The following is a 17201-nucleotide window of genomic DNA, read 5'->3' on the forward strand; positions in this document are numbered from 1 at the left end:
GCTATGATTATTTTAAATACGTTGATTGAATCTTATCTGTAAAACGCTGCACTTTTTCCATATCTTTCACGCCCGGCTGTATTTCAAACTTACTGTTCACATCTACGGTACACAGTGCAGGCAGTTCCAGCTGCAGCAGCTCCGGAAGCTGGTCCGGGCCAATACCGCCGCTCAGGAAAAAAGGATGTGTGTAGGGATAGCTTTTCAACAGCTCCCAGTCAAACATCTTACCGGTACCGCCATAGGCTTTGCCGGCCTCCGTATCAAAAAGGAAATAGTCTGTAACAGGTATATAAGCTGACAGGAGTTGCTCCCAGTTAACGGCCGCTCCCACCCTGAATGCTTTTATAACCGGCACTATGGCCTTTAAAGCGGCGCAGTACTCAGGCGTCTCATCACCATGCAGCTGTACCAGGTTCAGACCATAGTCAGCTACAATGCGTTGCACCTGTTCCAGCGGAGCGTTTACAAAAACACCTGTTTTCAGGATACCGTTCGTTTCGCGGATAGAGCGTGCATCCAGCTTATTGCCCGCAAAACGGGGAGATTTTTCATAAAAGATAAAGCCGGCATAATCTACCCCGAAAGCTATCAGCTGCTGCAGGTCTTCTTTACGGGTAATGCCGCAGACTTTTATTTTCATTGTACTGATTTATTGGCCAGTTCTGTTACAAAGTTCTCGAAAGCCCTTGGCGGGTCTTCCTGTTTCATGAAATGCTCTCCTATCAGGAAGCCCTGGAAACCGGCCTGCTTTAATGTAATGATAGCATCTGTATTGCTGATGCCGCTTTCAGCCACCTTGCATTTACCTGCAGGTATCTGTGGCGCCAGCTCGCAGGAGCGGTTAAAATCCACCTTGAAAGTGGTGAGATCACGGTTGTTCACCCCTACCATCTGTATATGATCTGTCACCTTCTCCAGCTGATCGCCGCTATGCACTTCCAGCAATACTTCCAGCCCCAGGTTATGGGCAAATGCTGCCAGGCTGGCCACTTCTCTGGCAGAAAGACATTCTGCTATGAGAAGGATCACATCAGCGCCTATCGCTTTTGCTTCCAGTATCTGGTACTCGTCCACCACAAAATCCTTACGCAGGATAGGAATATTGTTGTTTGCCGCCCTGGCCTGCTGCAGATCGTCGGACGATCCGCCGAAAAATTTCTCATCCGTAAGCACAGAAAGACCGGAAGCCCCATAACGGGTATAGGCCATGGTCACGTCCTGCACCGTCACATCTCCGTTGATGAGCCCTTTTGAGGGAGAACGCCGCTTAAATTCTGCAATGATACCTGTCTTGGCAGGGTCCTGCAGGAAGTGCGCCAGGGATAACGGCGTACGTTTGAACCAGGACACCTGTTCCAGTTCATCCACGCTGCGTTGCTGTTTACGGGCCGCTACTTCAACATGTTTATGAGCGACAATTTCAGTCAGGATATTTTTCATGATTGCAAACTTATCAACTTCTTAAAGGCATTATGCGCCGCACCAGACTCGAGGGAAACAACAGCTGCCTCAAAACAATCTGCGTAATTACTATATTTTCCCATGCAATGCAAGCCCATCGCCGCATTTGCCAGCACAACAGAGTTTTGCGCCCAGGTGCCCTCGCCCTTCAGTATCTTCATAAAGATCTTAGCAGCCGCATCCACAGTGCTGCCACCATAGATATCTTCTGCATAGACCTTGCGTTTTCCCAGCTGTTCAGGCGTCCAGTCCCTCTCTCCCTCATTGGTAATAACACGGGTATCTGCCGTGAGCGAGATCTCATCATAACCGTCCAGGCTATAAACGATAGCATATCGTTTATCAGTTTGCTGGAAGAGATAATTGTATACCCTCGCCAGTTCCAGGCTGTACACCCCTATCAGCTGATGCTGTGCAAAAGCGGGGTTTACCAGCGGGCCCAGCATATTGAAAAAAGTACGGATACCCAGCTGACGACGTACCCCGGCCACATGCTTCAATGCAGGATGGAACAATGGAGCATGCAGGAAACAAACGCCTGCTTCTTCCAGTTCCGTACGCAGCCTGGCATCGTCATTCTTGAACTGGTACCCGGCAGATTCCATCAGGTTAGACGCCCCGCTGATGGAAGATACGCCATAGTTGCCATGTTTGGCCACTTTACCACCGGCGCCAGCCACAATAAAACAGGACAGCGTAGAGATATTGAAAGTGTTCTTGTTATCACCACCGGTGCCTACTATGTCCAGCACATCATACCCGTTCAGGTTTACCGGTACACAGAGCTCCAGCAGGGCGTCACGAAAACCCAGCAGCTCATCTACCGTAATGCTACGCATCAGGAATACTGTCATAAATGCAGCCAGCTCACTTTCATTGTACATACCCTTTGAAATGGCTGTCAGTATTTCCTTGGCAGCACTACGGGTAAAGGTTTTATGTTCGAAAAGGTAATTAAGTATCTTTTTCATTTCCTTGAAATTTTAGGCATTCAGTAATGATTTCCTGTACATTACTATGCGTTCAGCCAGTTACGCAGTATCTTCTCTCCTTCAGGCGTCAGTACGCTTTCAGGGTGAAATTGTACTCCGCTTACATCATATGTACGGTGCTGCAGCGCCATGATGTAACCGTTGCTGTCCTTTGCCGTAATGACCAGCTCTTCAGGCAGCGTTTTTTCATCTACCACCCAGGAGTGATAACGCCCTACTTCCAGCTCATCAGGTAATCCGTTGAACAGACGCCCTTCCCTGCTGATGATGTTTACCGGGGTAGCTACTCCGTGGTAAACGTCTTTCAGGTTAATAAGGCTGGCGCCGAAAGCCTCGCCAATAGCCTGCTGACCAAGACATACGCCAAAGATGGATTTGGTAGGCGCATATTCTTTGATCAGTGGCAGCAGCAAACCGGCTTCTTCCGGTATACCCGGACCGGGAGAGAGTATGATCTTATCGAAATCATTCACTTTTTCAAGAGGGATCTCATCATTGCGGTAAACACTTACCTTTCCGTTGATGATCTTTTCTACAAGGTGCACCAGGTTATAGGTAAACGAATCGTAATTATCAAACACCAGAATGTTCATGTCAGATATTTTGCGCCAGGATAATGGCCTGTTTTAATGCATTCAGTTTATTGTTCACTTCTTCCAGCTCTGAAGTAGCAACAGATTTGGCTACTACGCCTGCACCGGCCTGATAATACAGTGTATTGGACTTGCTCAGAATAGAGCGGATCATAATAGCATGGTTAAAGCTGCCGTTGAAACCCACAGAACCTATACAACCTCCGTAAAAACCACGGGCGGTAGGTTCATACTGGTCTATGATCTCCATAGCCCTGTACTTGGGAGCGCCGGAAAGAGTGCCAGCCGGGAAAGTAGCTGCCAGCAGTGCAAAAGGATTTACTGCCGATTGCTGCACCTTTCCACTCACCTCGCTTACCAGGTGTATCACGTGTGAATAGTATTGTATGTTGCGGTAAGACTCTACTTCCACTTCTTTTGCTACCCTGCTCAGGTCATTACGCGCCAGGTCTACCAGCATTACATGCTCTGCATTCTCTTTCGGATCTTCCAGCAGCTTTGCAGCCAGCTCCCTGTCCTGCTCATCATTGCCGGTACGGCGGAAAGTGCCTGCTATCGGGTGAATAATAGCTTTATCATCTTTAATGATCAGCTGCGCTTCCGGTGAGGAACCCATTAATTTGTAATCGCCGTAATCGAAGAAGAAGAGATAAGGAGAGGGGTTGATGGAGCGGAGTGCACGGTAAACATTGAATTCATCGCCTTTGAATTGCTGCGAGAAGGCTCTCGAAAGTACCACCTGGAAAACATCTCCGCGAAAGCAATGTTGTTTTCCTTTTTCAACAATATCTATATACTGTTCGTTGGTCAGGTTGCTTTTCTCGTCTCCGTCTGCCTTGAAACCATACGTAGGTACATCTTTCTGGCGGATCAGCGACTCTATCAGGTCAAACTCGCTGTCAAGGCCGTCTACCTGGTTTTCGCAGAGGTACAGCTCGTCCTTGAAATGGTTGATGACTATTATATACTGGTAAAACCGGTAACGCATCAACGGGATAGTATTGCCGTTCTGTTTATTCTTATTGAACTCTATTGTTTCGAAGAACTGAACAGAATCAAAGGTGCTGTATCCGAAGAGACTGTGAACTACAGGCAGTACCGGTTTATTCACAAAGCTGAAATTACCGAGAAATTTCTGCATCTCATCCAGCACGCTCTGCCTGTTTTTGAGCTGCTTTCTTTCAGGTGGGAGGTTAGGATATTTAAACTCAAAATCCGTTGTACTGGTTACCTCTATCCCTGCTATCGGCTTGATACAGATGAAGGAAAAACTGTTCTCACTGGCGCGATAGTCCGTACTTTCCAGCAGTACAGAGCCAGGGAACCTGTCGCGGAGCCGCAGGTAAATACCAACAGGTGTAAATACATCTGCCAGCATTTGCTTTGATCTTGATTTTACTTGAATAATACCCATTTTTTTTGATTGAGTTGATCCGGGACTATCTAAAACGAAGAAGGCCCGCTGTGTAACAGCGAGCCTTCCAATTATATTTCACTACGAAACATGGCACTGTAACACCTTATCATGAACTGATATTGTGCCACCACCAATGTTTGTATGTAAAGTTCGTTTGCATGTGATTTTTTCGAAATTTCTTTCGGGAACAAATATCTATTGTTTTTGGAAAACATGCAAATATTTTTTAAAAATTCTATAAAACCCCTTTAGTACTCGGCAACTGCATATTAGACGGGTTTCTCTTCACCGCCATCTTGATAGCTTTCGCAAAAACCTTAAAAATAGCCTCTATCTTATGATGCTCATTCTCCCCTTCCGCCTTGATATTCAGATTACACTTTGCAGCATCAGAGAAAGATTTGAAGAAGTGGAAAAACATCTCCGTAGGCATCTCCCCTATCTTCTCTCTCTTAAACTGCGCATCCCAAACCAACCAGTTCCGTCCGCCAAAATCAATAGCCGCCTGTGCCAGGCAATCATCCATAGGCAAACAGAAACCATACCTTTCCATCCCCCTTTTATCCGCCAACGCCTGCGCCATCGCCTCTCCCAGCGCCAGGCCGGTATCTTCTATTGTATGATGCTCATCAATATGCAGATCTCCTTTCGCCTTTACAGTAAGATCAATACTGCCATGACGTGCTATCTGGTCCAGCATATGATCAAAGAATCCCAATCCCGTGCTGATATCAGCTTTACCGGTACCATCCAGGTTCAGGGAAATAGTAATATCTGTTTCTTTGGTAGTGCGTGTATGTGTCACCGTACGCAACCCCAGCTTCAGGAACTCATAGATCTTCTGCCAGTCTGTCGATTCCAGTGCTATCGTCTCTTCCAGCGCCTTTGCATTCTCATTGATCTCTGCATTTCCCAATCCGGAGCCTTCATTCATCCAGATTGCTTTTGCCCCCAGGTTCTTGGCAAGCATCACATCAGTGATACGGTCGCCTATCACAAAGGAATTGGCCAGGTCATAATCTGCCGTGAAATACTGTGTAAGCATGCCTGTACCGGGTTTACGGGTAGGTGCGTTCTCATGCGGGAAAGTCCGGTCAATATGTGCAGCTTTGAATACAACGCCTTCATTTTCGAAAGCACGTACAATAAAATTCTGCGCCGGCCAGAAATCAGCTTCCGGGAAGCTGGCTGTGCCCAGGCCATCCTGGTTGGTTACCATCACCAGCTCATAGTCCAGCTCTGCTACTATACGCGCCAGGTAAGTAAATACTTTGGGATAAAATTCTATTTTCTCCAGGGTGTCAATCTGGTATGTAGGTGGCACTTCCCTGATGAGTGTACCATCTCTGTCTATGAAGAGTACTCTTTTCATTATTTTTTTATTTTCCTGAATATGCCGAATAAGGACATACCTGCTGTAAATAGTATTCCGCGTATAGAAAGATCAATAAATTTCCTCACGTCAAACAGCTTATCCTGCGCCCAGTAATCCATAAAACCATTCAGGATCACTGAAAATACAAACATGGCGGCCCACAAACGATAGTCCTGTTCTGCAAAGAATTTTTTCACTGACATATACTTCTTTTATGCAACAGTAACTTCTTCAATAGACTTTACCAATACTGCATTCTCTTCCGGTGTACCTACTGTTATACGCAAACAACCATTACACAATTCTACTTTAGATCTGTCACGCACAATAATACCCTTCTGCACAAGATGATTGTAAATCCCTTTCGCATCCGTAGTCTTAGCCAGCAGGAAATTAGCATCGCTCGGATATATCTGCAGCACCTGCGGCAAAGTAGCCAGCGCAGCCGCCAGTTTATCCCTTTCCACTACTGTTTCCTTAATCCATTCATTCACCTGCTCTGTATTATCCAGCGCCTGTAACACAAGGTCCTGCGCGGCCTGGTTAATATTGTAAGGAGGCTTCACCTTATTCAGCACATTAATGATCTCTTCTCCGGCAAAAGCCATTCCCAGGCGCAAAGCCGCCAGTCCCCAGGCTTTAGACAATGTCTGCATGATCACCAGGTTAGGATACTCAGTCAGCTCCTGTATAAATGTTTTCTGGCGGGCATAGTTGATATACGCCTCATCTATTACCACAATACCATCAAAATTGTTCAGGATCAGTTCAATATCGGAACGGTGAATGGAATTACCCGTAGGATTGTTGGGAGAGCAGATGAAGATCAGCTTTGTATTCTGGTCCACCGCTTCCTGCAAAGCCGCCATATCCAGCTGGTAATCCGGTGTGAGAGATACCTTACGTACTATCACATCATTGATATTGGCGCTTACTTCATACATACCATAGGTAGGCGGGAAAAGCACTACATTGTCAATACCCGGCCTGCAGAAAGACCTGTACAACACATCTATCACCTCATCACTGCCATTACCCAGGAAGATATTCTGTGGCGGTACACCCTTGATATCCGCCAGTTTATATTTCACCTTCCACTGCATCGGGTCCGGGTAGCGGTTATAATTAACCGGCAGCGGAGAGCCAAAGCTGTTCTCATTTGCATCCAGGAAAATGGAAGCTTCTCCTTTAAATTCATCCCTGGCGGTTGAGTAAGGTACCAGGCGTTTTATATTATCGCGCAATAAGCTGTTAAGATCAAACATGATGATATCCTTTTTACTTTTTAGCCTTATAGTTTAATCTGATGGTCACTGCCTGTTTGTGTGCATCCAGTCCTTCGGCAGCTGCCATTGTCTCAATAGTAGCACCTATCTGCTGCAACCCTTCCTGTGATAGACGCTGGAAGGTGATCTTCTTCAGGAAGCTGTCCAGCGATACGCCACTGTAAGCAGTAGCATACCCATTCGTAGGCAATGTATGGTTTGTGCCGGAGGCGTAATCACCCGCACTTTCCGGGGAATAATTACCCAGGAATACAGATCCCGCATTCACCACAGCATCAGCAATGCTGATATCATCCACACAGGCTACTATCAGGTGCTCCGGAGCATAAGCGTTAAGCAGCTCCATCGCTTCCTGGTTATCTCTCACCAGTATGATACGGCTGTTTTCCAGTGCACGGGCGGCAATATCCTTCCGGGGCAGCTGCTCCAGCTGCGCAGCCACTTCCTTCTGCACAGGCTCTATGATAGACTCAGCCGTGGTCACCAGCAATACCTGGCTGTCAGGGCCATGTTCTGCCTGGGAGAGCAGATCAGCCGCCACGAAGGCGGGTACACAGGTGTCGTCTGCCAGTACTGCCACTTCCGACGGACCAGCAGGCATGTCTATCGCCACACCATCTTTGTTCACCAGTTGTTTGGCGCAGGTTACATACTGGTTGCCCGGTCCAAAGATCTTATGTACACGGGGAACTGTCTCAGTACCATATGCCATAGCGCCAATAGCCTGTACACCTCCTATTTTGAAAACGCGCTCCAGTCCTATCTGTTCTGCGGTGAACAGTACTGCCGGATGCACTTCCCCTGCTGCATTGGAAGGAGTGCAGAGCACTATCTCCTTACAACCTGCTATCATTGCTGGAATGCCCAGCATAAGGATGGTAGAGAACAGCGGCGCAGAGCCACCGGGAATATATAACCCTACTTTCTCTATGGCCACGGCCTTACGCCAGCATTGAACGCCAGGCATTGTTTCAATGATACGGCTGCTTTCCTGCTGGGCTTTATGAAATACTTCGATATTATGTTTAGCCTGAAGAATGGCTTTTTTCAGTTCGGGGTCCAGGGAAGCCGCTGCTTTTGAGAACTCTGCAGGCGTAACTTCCAGCTGCTGCAGCTGCACTTTGTCAAACTGCTGCGCATATTTACGTACGGCGGCATCGCCATTCTGTTTCACATCCGCCAGGATATTGCCTACACTTGTTTCCAGTGCGGTGGTATCCAGTACAGGACGTTGCAGCAGCTCAGGCCAGGCGCTCTTTTCAGGATATTGAAATACCTGCATAACTTTTGGTTGAGGAAGTTAAATGATCATCTTTTCTATCGGCACTACCAGGATACCCTGTGCACCAGCGGCTTTCAGGCTTTCGATAATGTCCCAGAAAGCATTTTCATTCAGCACGGAATGTACAGAGCTCCATCCTTCTTCTGCCAGCGGCAATACAGTAGGGCTTTTCATACCGGGCAGCAGGGCTATGATCTCCTGCAGCTTATCGTTCGGCGCATTGAGCAATACATATTTGTTGTTCTTTGCTTTCTTCACTGCCTGTATGCGGAACAGCAGCTTCTTTAAAAGCGCTTCCTGCTCTGCTGTCAGGTTACCGTTGGTAATAAGGGCTGCTTCAGATTTGAGGATCACCTCTACTTCTTTCAGGCCATTCATGAACAGGGTAGAACCACTGCTAACCAGGTCGCAGATAGCGTCTGCCAACCCTATGCCGGGCGCTATCTCTACTGAGCCGCTGATCTCATGTATCTCAGCGCTGATACCATGTTCTTTCAGGAAATTGTCAAGTATTACAGGATAACTGGTGGCAATACGCAGTTTGTCCATGTCTTTAACACCATTGTACTCTACTGATTTAGGCACCGCCAGGGAAAGACGGCATTTGCCAAATCCCAGCTTCTCAGCTACTTTTACCGGACGGTTCTTTTCAAGGATCACATTCTCACCTACTATACCAATATCTGCCACACCATCCTCCACGTACTGGGGGATATCGTCATCACGCAGGAAGAAGACCTCCAGCGGGAAATTGCTGGCTTCCGTTTTCAGCTTGTTTACGCCGTTGTTGATGTCGATACCGCATTCCTTCAACAGCTTGATAGAATCGTCGTGCAAACGACCGGATTTCTGAATGGCAATTCTCAGTTTCATAATTTTGACAATGTTCCGTGAAAACAAAAAGGGGCTTACCGTTTGGTAAGCCCCTGATGATGTTCTAATATCCTGTATAGTACATAAAATCATCCCAGCCTACCCGCGTGGTAAGAAATGATGGTGATGATGTGTATGTACGTTAATGTTCATAATTCTGAATAACGGTGCGAAGTTAATAACAATTTTGAATTATCCGCCTGTTTTTTAAAAAATAGTGTTATCCGGGCGTTAATTCTTTATTCAACAAACTATTTTAATATGAAGCCTGCAGATTGCACATCTCTGCTATTCCCCCCTATAAAAACCATAAAATCCCCCGGCTCCGCTGTCCATTTCATATCCTTATCATAGAATTTCAGGTCCTCTGCAGATATTTCAAACATTACCGTCTGCGTCTCTCCTTTCTTCAGCATCAGCTTTTTAAAGCCTTTCAGCTCTTTCACCGGCCTTGTAGCACTGCCTACCAGGTCACGGATATACAGCTGTACCACTTCCTCCCCATCATAATTCCCGCTGTTGGTAACAGGGATACTTACCTGCAGCTTATCTGCCTTCGTGATCTGCTGCTTGCTCAGGGCAATACTGCCATAGGTGAACTTTGTATAGCTCAGCCCATAACCAAACGGGTACAGCGGCTCATTGACATTATCCAGGTATTTGGAGGAATATTTATTGTTCGGGTCCTGCGGGCGACCGGTATTCTTATGATTATAATAGATCGGTATCTGGCCCGTAGTACGGGGAAAGGTCATAGTGATCTTACCCGCCGGGTTATAGTCGCCAAACAGCACAGAGGCGATGGCATTTCCTGCTTTGGTTCCCAGCCACCACGTTTCCAGTATAGAAGGAATATGGGCGTCTTCCCATTCCAGGGTAAGCGGCCTTCCATTCATCAGCACCAGCACTACCGGTTTTCCTGTGGCGTATACAGCTTTCAGCAGTTGCTGCTGGTTTTCGGGTATGCTGATATTACTACGGCTGGCTGCTTCTCCCGTCATTCCCTGCGTTTCTCCTAATGCCATCACCACTACGTCAGACCTCTTAGCCAGTTCCACGGCCGCTGCCAGCATCGGTGCGGCATCAGCTGTGTCAGAAGCATCCAGGCGGGCCTTCTGCAATGCCCGTTTTATCAGCGTAGTATCAGCCGCATAATGCGCTCCAGGCAGGTATTCCACATTGGCGCCCCTTGCTTTCAGCCCCTCCAGCAAAGTAGCAGCTTTGGTATAATCGCCTGCGGCAGACCAGTTGCCTATCATATCCCGCTTGCTGTCTGCCAGCGGACCAATAAGCGCTATCTTCGCCTCTTTCTTCAAAGGCAGCAGCTGGTTGTCGTTCTTCAGCAGTACAATAGAACGCTCTGCTACCTTTCGGGCAAGTTCCAGGTTTTCGGTGTTCATGATCTCTTTCCTTGCCCTGGCCGTATCACAATAGCGGAACGGATCAGTGAAAAGCCCCAGGTCATATTTTGCTGACAGGATACGGTAAACAGCTGTATCTATAGCTGCCTGTGTAATCTTTTTATCCTGCAGCAGCTTTTTCATCTGACCGGCAAACACACTTCCCTGCATATCCATATCCACACCTGCATTGAAAGACAGCTCTCCTGCTTCATATTCGTTTTTCACAATGCCATGGGCTATCATTTCGTTGATGGCAGTGTAGTCTGTCACCACAAAGCCTTTAAAGCCCCATTGCTTACGCAGCAGGTCTGTCATCAGCCATTTATTGCCGGTAGCAGGAATACCATCCACTTCATTGAAAGAGGTCATCACCGTGGCTACCCCGGCATCTATAGCGGCTTTATAGGGAGGGAGGTAATATTGGAACATCTGCCGGCGACTCATATCCACCGTATTATAATCACGCCCCGCCTCCACAGCGCCATACAAAGCAAAATGTTTCACGCAGGCCAGTATGGTGTTGCTGGCTGACAGGTCATTGCCCTGGTAGCCCTTTACCTTCGCTTTTGCTACCTGTACGCCATACCAGGTATCCTCTCCTACCCCTTCTGCCACACGGCCCCACCGGGGGTCACGGGCAATATCTACCATAGGGGAGAATGTCCATTGCAAACCATCTGCGCTGGCCTCAACAGCTGCTGCGCGGGCGCTCTGCTCCATCAATGACATATCCCAGGTACAGGCTTCGCCTAATGGAATGGGAAAAATGGTCTTATGTCCGTGAATAACGTCGTATCCGAATAGCAGGGGGATCTTCAACCGCGTTTTCAGCGCCATCTCCTGCAACTGCCGTGTATACTGCGGCGTATAGGCATTAAAGACAGCTCCGCACAGTCCTGCCTCAATATCTTTTTTGTATCCGGGTTTCATGAAAGGACCTGTAACGTCCATATCACTTGTAAGGAGATTCAGCTGGCCTATCTTTTCTTCCAGCGTCATTTTCCTGATCAGGTTAGAAATAAATGTGTGTTTGTTCTGTTGTGCTTTTACGTTGCTCATGCAGGCAAATAGGACCAATGCCGCAAGCAAACCCTGCCGCTTTTTCATAACTGATAGATTTTTTTAGTTTCTGTGCGGTGAAGGTACGTAAAGTTTATATGCAGGATTTGTGACGTTGATCAGGATTTAAGCTCTGCTATAACATGTTTCAGCTCTTTCCCACTGTATATCTCCCTGTTGCCGGAATAGATCTTCAGGCCTTTTCCATTGTTATATTTCTTCCCTGTTCTATCCCATTGTATAGTAAGCAGCTGGCCGTGATAAGGTATATTTTTCAGCAGGAACCAGTCCCACTGGCCCTGCAGTAACGGGTACAATTCCAGCCTGTTTCCCTGTGCAGGTTTTAACCCTACCAGGTCGCTGATCACCAGGTCACAGAAACCGGAGTGATTGTAATAGCTGCTTCTCGGATCATCTCCTTTCAGCCAGTAACCGGTCTTTTCATCCTGGTATTCGCCTATATAGGGCTGTCCGTTCTTCTGATGTGAGCGGGCATATACCTGCAATGCACGATAATAGGATGCCGGCGTTACCACACCATGGTTCTTATACCTGCTCAGCAGGTTAGCCCATCCTTTTAATGTCTGGGTACTGGCAAAGGGCCATATAGCCCCATCCCATTCGCAACCATGTCCTGTACCATGGGTGCGGAATGCCGGGTGACGGCGTTCTGCCGTAGTAAGTCCCCATGGAGCGTCAAAGCCCGCTGTGTCAATTACCTGCTGCCAGGCCCTGGTATAAACAGGCTTATCCTCCGGCAAATTGAAATACCATGGAATGAAACCTATAGCTTCCCTCGCGTCAGAGAAGGCGCCCGTGGTCAGTTTCACCTTAAAGAAACCAGCCGTATCATCCCACAGCTGCTGCTGTACAAGTGTTTTTAATTGTTTCGCTTCCTGCTGGTAGCGTTGTTTCAATGTGTCGTTCTTTGCTATCACTGCTACATTTTCCAATGCCACTGCATTGCCATACATATAGCTGCTTATAGAGGGACGGGCATTCTTTGCTTTACGTGAACCGGTGATAGATTCTTCCATCCCGTCCTTCACATCAAACTGCCAGAACAGTCCGTCCGGCAGACGTTTTTCTGCTTCCCACAAACGGTAGTCGCTATCCATATATGGAAGCAGGCCTTTTACAAAATTTGTATCCCCATTCACCAGGAACCTGTTGTATACTGCGTCTGTTGCCCAGCTGCTGAACTGATGAAAGCGGGGGGCTTTCTGCTGTGCATCGGCCAGGTACCAGTACCGGATATACTGATCTGCATAATCTTTATCCCGCAGCCAGCGGCCTTCATAGATGTGATGGCCGGTAGCACAGCTGAGTGCATTGTAGCGGCCCGCATGTTTTACCGGGGTGATGAACTCTGTGAAAATATACCCGTCCGGCGTCAGTTTCAGGTGTTTACGGAATGTCCACCAGCGGTAGTAATAAGTCTGTTCAATTGTACTGTCAGGACATTCCAGCAGGGGAATATTATCTTCCAGCCACCTGTATGCCTGTGCGTTGCCGATGTAATTCCTTACTGTTTCATTATCGTTCCCGTTGAAGCGATCTGTATATTTTTTCAGCACGCTGTTATGAGACAATGCAGCTGAAGGGTCCCAGCCACTGAATATATTGCTGAGTGTAACTGCGCCTGCTTCTTTTGCTGTCAGCTGTTTTGACCAGGGCACCCGTTGAGATGTACCTGCACCTTCTCCGTCGTTTTCATACTCTGCATACCGGGCTGTCTGTTCATTGGAGGGACGGTCCCAGTTATGCCAGCCAGCAGGAAGTATATGTGATCCCAATGTACAGTGCATAAAGATCGTACCGGCATACGGCCTCCAGGGACGGCCCAGGTATACTTTATGTACATCTGCTCCTGCCGTTAATTTACAGTTCATAAAAACCAGTCCAAAGGGCTGATCTGCCGGTGTAGAGGCAGCTGTGATATAGGAATCTCTGATGCTGTGAATTGTACAGTTGTCAAATACTACGGTAGATGGTCCGAAAATGAAATCTGTTGTCCCTTCTATGTAACAGTCTTTAAAATACTGGCGACAGCCTCCACGGCCTCCGTAAAAAGTATCCTGGTTGCCCAGCAGTCTGCAATTATTGAAAATACAGCGGTCGCCTTCCACATGTAAAGCGACGGCCTGGCCCACAGGTCCTGCAGCATTTTCGAAGGTGAGGTTCTCTGCTATGATATCATTGCCCGCAATCAATACAGTATAGGAGGTGAATGTCCCGAACTTCGTTCTTCCCGAAGCATCCTTCCCGGGATATTCTTTTCCTGAATAATCGCTGTTGGTGATGATGGTGCTGTCCCTGTTCTCTCCCAGTAACGTAATGCTGCTTTTCCAGGTAGGAATACAGAGTTTTTCATGATAAGTTCCCTTCCTGATAAAAATAGTAACACGGAAGTAAGTAAAATCACGAACAGCATTGACAGCCTCCTGTATAGTGGTATAATCACCTGAGCCATCCTGTGCAACAACCATGTATTTTTTACTGTCCTGTTGCGCCATTGCATGTAAACAGCCACATAATAACAGCGGAATAAGTATAATCTTCAGAAGGTCCTTCATAACAGGGAATTTTAAGCAATAGATCAGTTTGAATTCCCAGTCCTGCAAACTGAAAACCCAAACTGATACTTTATCGATGTTTTGCAACACGTTGAACCAAACTATAAAATTCCCTGCTTTCAGAAACGATTATTTACGCAATCGTTGCCGGAAGCCTGTCTTTATATTCATCAACACCATAGCCAGTAACATAATGATAACACCTGTTATCTTCAGCGGTGTAAGTGGTTCTTTCAACAACAGGTGAGAACAGATAATAGCTACCGGCAGTTCTGCCGTCATGATAATAGCGCTGATACCTGCACCTATTTTGGGTATTCCTCTTGCAAACAGCAATGGTGGTATGATGGTACCAAAGAAGGCAAGGAATACTGCCCATTTCAGCAGGTTCAGGTCATAGTGGCTGTTCATGATCAGTTGCTGGGCATTGATCAATATCAGGCCTATGGTAGAACCGGTCATCATTACAGCGCTTTTCTTCAGTGCCGGTACTTCTTTAGCTACCCTGCTATTAGCTACCAGGTAAATGGCATACAATAATGCCGATGCAAACGCCCAGAGAAATCCTTTAACAGACACCTCTCCTATTCCGGTATCCAGCATTCCGCCTGCCAGCATTGTTCCTATAAGTATCACTGCCGTTGCCGCCAGCTGCAGCCAGCCGGGTTTCTTTTTAAAGATGAACAGCTCCAGCAGCATCCCCATCCAGGTAAATTGCATCAGGATCACAATAGCCAGGGAAGCTGGTATATAACGCACAGAGATATAATACACAAAAGAGCTCAGCCCTATAGCCGACCCGGTAAACAGCAATGGCAGCCATGTTTTCCGCTCCATCATTGCTTCATCCTTTTTCTGTGCAAATACCAGCAGCCATAATACTGACATGCCTGTAAATGCCTGCGAAGCTGAAATATCTGCTGCTGTATAACCTTCCTGGTAAGATAATTTTACAAAAGTAGAAAGTATGCCGTAGCTGCATGCGCCGGCAAAAACCATTAAAATATATTTAGTCATTATTTCCGGTTGTTTATTGATAAGTCTGGTATGAATAGGCACAGACAAAACAACCGGGTTTATTCAAACCTGGGAGAACAGTGGGTTTATCCCCATAAAAGGGAAGAAACACTACCGGTTATTTTGTCTGGAAGGCAACCGGCGGAGGTGTGGTTGTGAATAGATTGTGGTTCATGATGCAATATTAAAAGATATTTATGGCTTTTCATAATGAAGCAATTCAACTATTTAGGCTAGCCCGCCGTTTTGACTGGATAAATCTGATGAAACGGGTCGTAGAGAAGTATATAAAAAACAGCTAATGGCCCAACAAAAAAATGAATCCTTGGCGCTTTTTTACTGCCATCATTTGGTGTATTGAGATGGAACTGACCAACAAACGGTAACTCATCTGGCTGAAGTCTGGGCTTATTAAAAATTTTCCCTAGAAGTTCAGTCATTACTTTGTTGGGGGGATTTATATGAAAATGCTCAGTACGTTTATGATTATCAATCAGTTCATTTAAAGATAACTTAGCCATTTTTTTTACTTTGGAAAAATACGCCCGATAATCCTCGTGAAGAAATTCAGGATGATGAAAACTATAATCCTCTATGTCAAAATTTAAATAATCGTACGCAAAAAAAGGCGTTTGATTAGTTGAAATTTTAATCAGATCATTAGGAAATCTACCTATTTGATACTTCAGAGAAGTTTCATCTTCATTAATATCTTCGATTATTTGCTTAAAATAATCAGCCATTATTCTCCGTTCTGGATTTATAATAAGAATACATTGTTTCTAAGGAAATTTTCTTATCACTACGTTGAAGTATTCCCAGGCCCTTTCTGGCCTCATTCCAAGGCAATTCAGCATGCGTAAGATAAACTAGTTTCTCCTGCTCCATAAAACCATACTTCATTAGAACTGCATCTACGCATGCTTGCTGATCTTCTTCCAATTGTAAAACTTCCAAAATTTCATTTAATCTATCAAAAAAAGTAACGCCTTCTGGCAGGACAGGAGTAAGAGGGTTATTCTTAAACCAGTTTTTAGAATATTTATTATAGATAGTACGATAAACCGGGCCATTTACCCAAGCCTCAGGAGCTTCATTAAATAAAGAATGCTTCTCGAAAAAAACTAAATGCCAGGCCTGAGAATAATATAAAACTTTTTGAAGTTTTAATGGCGTAATTATGACACCTTGAGCATTCAGAAAGTAAATTATATAATCTGAAAAATCGCATATTTCAACTTCTGTGACCATTTGCGAACTTAATTTTAAACTCATAAAACAAACAATGGATTAGTTATAAATAAATATCAATCAAGGGTATTTTGATTGCTCCCCTGAATTTAACAAAGAACGGCGCATGTTTATGGAAAGCATCTCTCGTAGTAAATACTGGCTCTCCATCCTTTTGCCGATAAGTAGACATCGCGATTTCCGGCTCGTTAAAAACCAACTTAATAACATCACGAAGCTCTACATTCGCATCCTCAGCAATTTCGCTCATCGTTTTCCAATAATTATTCTTATCCGCAAGATTAAAAGTATTAAATACCTGCTGCCTTACATTTTCAAATGATGTAGTCATAAAATAATTCAGGCTCAAGATTAACATTCTTCCTTTGAGAAATAATTACTTATTGAGCTCGTTTAACAATACTTTTAAGTTCAGTCATAAAGTCTTCAGCATCCTTTTTAGAACGAATCACTTGCGCTAAACCGTCAATACGAACAGACCTTGATGATACAGGTTTTGGATTACTCCCCTGACTTTGAACAGTTCCCTTATGCTGATCTATCTTCTGCTGAATATTTGTAACCATAACATAATTATATTTTAAACTCACCATCCTCCCCACAATTTTACACC

17 protein-coding genes are annotated in these 17201 nt (G+C 45.9%); all 17 read right to left on the bottom strand.

Features of this window, described 5'->3' with window-relative positions:
* Positions 1-7 precede the first annotated feature (7 nt).
* The 17 genes from GO493_RS26460 to GO493_RS26545 all read right to left on the bottom strand — a co-directional run bounded on the left by GO493_RS26460 (position 8) and on the right by GO493_RS26545 (position 17154).
* A complete protein-coding gene (locus GO493_RS26460) occupies positions 8-643 on the bottom strand; it encodes a phosphoribosylanthranilate isomerase (protein ID WP_157309252.1) in 636 nt (211 codons plus the stop codon).
* Positions 640-1443: an indole-3-glycerol phosphate synthase TrpC gene (gene trpC, locus GO493_RS26465; RefSeq protein ID WP_157309253.1), complete on the bottom strand. Its 804-nt coding sequence runs from the start codon at positions 1441-1443 to the stop codon at positions 640-642. Before trpC ends, GO493_RS26460 begins: the two co-directional genes overlap by 4 nt.
* Complete coding sequence (trpD, locus tag GO493_RS26470) at positions 1440-2435, bottom strand: anthranilate phosphoribosyltransferase (RefSeq protein WP_157309254.1); 996 nt, start codon at positions 2433-2435, stop codon at positions 1440-1442. The genes trpC and trpD overlap by 4 nt, the downstream gene beginning before the upstream one ends.
* A gap of 44 nt (positions 2436-2479) precedes the next feature.
* On the bottom strand, positions 2480-3049 hold the full coding sequence (locus tag GO493_RS26475) for an anthranilate synthase component II (RefSeq protein ID WP_157309255.1): 570 nt from the start codon (positions 3047-3049) through the stop codon (positions 2480-2482).
* A gap of 1 nt (position 3050) precedes the next feature.
* A complete protein-coding gene (locus GO493_RS26480) occupies positions 3051-4463 on the bottom strand; it encodes an anthranilate synthase component I family protein (protein WP_157309256.1) in 1413 nt (470 codons plus the stop codon).
* Positions 4464-4701: 238 nt separating this feature from the next.
* On the bottom strand, positions 4702-5838 hold the full coding sequence (gene hisB / locus GO493_RS26485) for a bifunctional histidinol-phosphatase/imidazoleglycerol-phosphate dehydratase HisB (protein ID WP_157309257.1): 1137 nt from the start codon (positions 5836-5838) through the stop codon (positions 4702-4704).
* Positions 5838-6044 carry a hypothetical protein gene (locus GO493_RS26490; protein WP_157309258.1) on the bottom strand — a complete coding sequence of 69 codons (207 nt, stop codon included), beginning with the start codon at positions 6042-6044 and terminating at the stop codon, positions 5838-5840. The genes hisB and GO493_RS26490 overlap by 1 nt, the downstream gene beginning before the upstream one ends.
* A gap of 9 nt (positions 6045-6053) precedes the next feature.
* Positions 6054-7106, bottom strand: a complete 1053-nt coding sequence (gene hisC / locus GO493_RS26495; RefSeq protein WP_157309259.1) for a histidinol-phosphate transaminase — start codon at positions 7104-7106, stop codon at positions 6054-6056.
* 13 nt (positions 7107-7119) lie between these two features.
* Positions 7120-8409, bottom strand: coding sequence for a histidinol dehydrogenase (hisD, locus tag GO493_RS26500; RefSeq protein WP_157309260.1), 1290 nt, complete (start codon positions 8407-8409; stop codon positions 7120-7122).
* A gap of 18 nt (positions 8410-8427) precedes the next feature.
* Positions 8428-9282 (bottom strand): ATP phosphoribosyltransferase, encoded by an 855-nt coding sequence (gene hisG, locus GO493_RS26505; protein ID WP_157309261.1) that lies wholly within the window; start codon positions 9280-9282, stop codon positions 8428-8430.
* A 251-nt stretch (positions 9283-9533) separates the two neighbouring features.
* Complete coding sequence (bglX, locus tag GO493_RS26510; protein ID WP_157309262.1) at positions 9534-11792, bottom strand: beta-glucosidase BglX; 2259 nt, start codon at positions 11790-11792, stop codon at positions 9534-9536.
* A gap of 71 nt (positions 11793-11863) precedes the next feature.
* Complete coding sequence (locus GO493_RS31160; protein WP_232539109.1) at positions 11864-14320, bottom strand: pectinesterase family protein; 2457 nt, start codon at positions 14318-14320, stop codon at positions 11864-11866.
* 129 nt (positions 14321-14449) lie between these two features.
* Complete coding sequence (locus GO493_RS26525) at positions 14450-15337, bottom strand: EamA family transporter (RefSeq protein ID WP_157309263.1); 888 nt, start codon at positions 15335-15337, stop codon at positions 14450-14452.
* A gap of 233 nt (positions 15338-15570) precedes the next feature.
* Complete coding sequence (locus GO493_RS26530; RefSeq protein ID WP_157309264.1) at positions 15571-16080, bottom strand: hypothetical protein; 510 nt, start codon at positions 16078-16080, stop codon at positions 15571-15573.
* Positions 16073-16612: a Panacea domain-containing protein gene (locus GO493_RS26535; protein ID WP_157309265.1), complete on the bottom strand. Its 540-nt coding sequence runs from the start codon at positions 16610-16612 to the stop codon at positions 16073-16075. The genes GO493_RS26530 and GO493_RS26535 overlap by 8 nt, the downstream gene beginning before the upstream one ends.
* A 19-nt stretch (positions 16613-16631) precedes the next feature.
* Positions 16632-16919 carry a hypothetical protein gene (locus GO493_RS26540; protein ID WP_157309266.1) on the bottom strand — a complete coding sequence of 96 codons (288 nt, stop codon included), beginning with the start codon at positions 16917-16919 and terminating at the stop codon, positions 16632-16634.
* A gap of 49 nt (positions 16920-16968) precedes the next feature.
* Positions 16969-17154, bottom strand: a complete 186-nt coding sequence (locus tag GO493_RS26545; protein ID WP_157309267.1) for a hypothetical protein — start codon at positions 17152-17154, stop codon at positions 16969-16971.
* Positions 17155-17201: the final 47 nt, after the last annotated feature.

Source organism: Chitinophaga tropicalis (genome assembly GCF_009758205.1).
Lineage (GTDB): Bacteria > Bacteroidota > Bacteroidia > Chitinophagales > Chitinophagaceae > Chitinophaga > Chitinophaga tropicalis.